This is a genomic window from Gordonia jinhuaensis, assembly GCF_014639795.1.
GTDB lineage: Bacteria > Actinomycetota > Actinomycetes > Mycobacteriales > Mycobacteriaceae > Gordonia_B > Gordonia_B jinhuaensis.
The window spans coordinates 1-808 of sequence record NZ_BMGC01000104.1 but is presented as its reverse complement, the minus strand read 5'-3'; the positions used below and the strand labels follow the sequence as shown (position 1 = coordinate 808).

1 protein-coding gene is annotated in these 808 nt (G+C 60.9%); it reads right to left on the bottom strand.

Annotated features, from left to right (window positions below; translation table 11 throughout):
* Positions 1–113: 113 nt before the first annotated feature.
* A partial coding sequence (locus tag IEW22_RS19830) for an IS4 family transposase (RefSeq protein ID WP_188589128.1) occupies positions 114–808 on the bottom strand: 695 nt, incomplete at its 5' end.

The following is an 808-nucleotide window of genomic DNA, read 5'->3' as shown; positions in this document are numbered from 1 at the left end:
GCCATTTCACGTACTTGCGTTTGACGACGCGCGGGTTGGCTCGGTGACGGCGTGCGGGGTTGAGTCGACGGGTGAGTCGGGTGAGGAAGGTGAGCCAGCTGCGACTGGTGATGTCAGGGTCGTGAGGGGGGAAAGTCGCCCTGATGGGCGACCGATTGGCGTGTAATACGCAGTGCAGCAACAAAACTCACGCGGTCAGGGTCGACGCCTATGTGGGAGGCGGCATCAACCATCAGTGAGCGTATCGCGTAGTGACAACACAGATATCCCCAAATCTCTTGCAGGACAAGATCTGGGGACTTCGATCGCAGTACCGTGCGCGGACCGCGTTGGTGGGTTTTGAGTTCATCGAAGACCGACTCGATCTCCCAGCGTTGGGTATAGGCTGCCGCCAGATCGGTCGCCGACACCTCGTCGGGATCCAGCAGCGTCGTGAACAACCGGTACGGGGTGGGATTGTCGCGGCCGTCATCGATCGTGTAGTCAACCACCCGCACCCGCATCGGTGCCGCACGCCTGGCCGCCGCGGAATGTGTTTGCTGCAGATCCGCCAGCCATGACCCGTCCTCCAGATCAGCCACAAATACAGGTTTGGGTCCCGACGCTGAGGTGCTGACCCGCCACAACAGATCTGCACCGGTAGCGATCGCCCTGCGCCACAACGCATATGAGAAGAATCCACGATCAGCCATCAGGAGCATTCCCGAGGTCAGTCGATCCAGCAGCGGCTCAACAAGCACCACCTCGGACTGGGTATAGGACCCGATGTTGGCGGCGAAGATCGCGTGCGTGCCACATTCAGCGACGG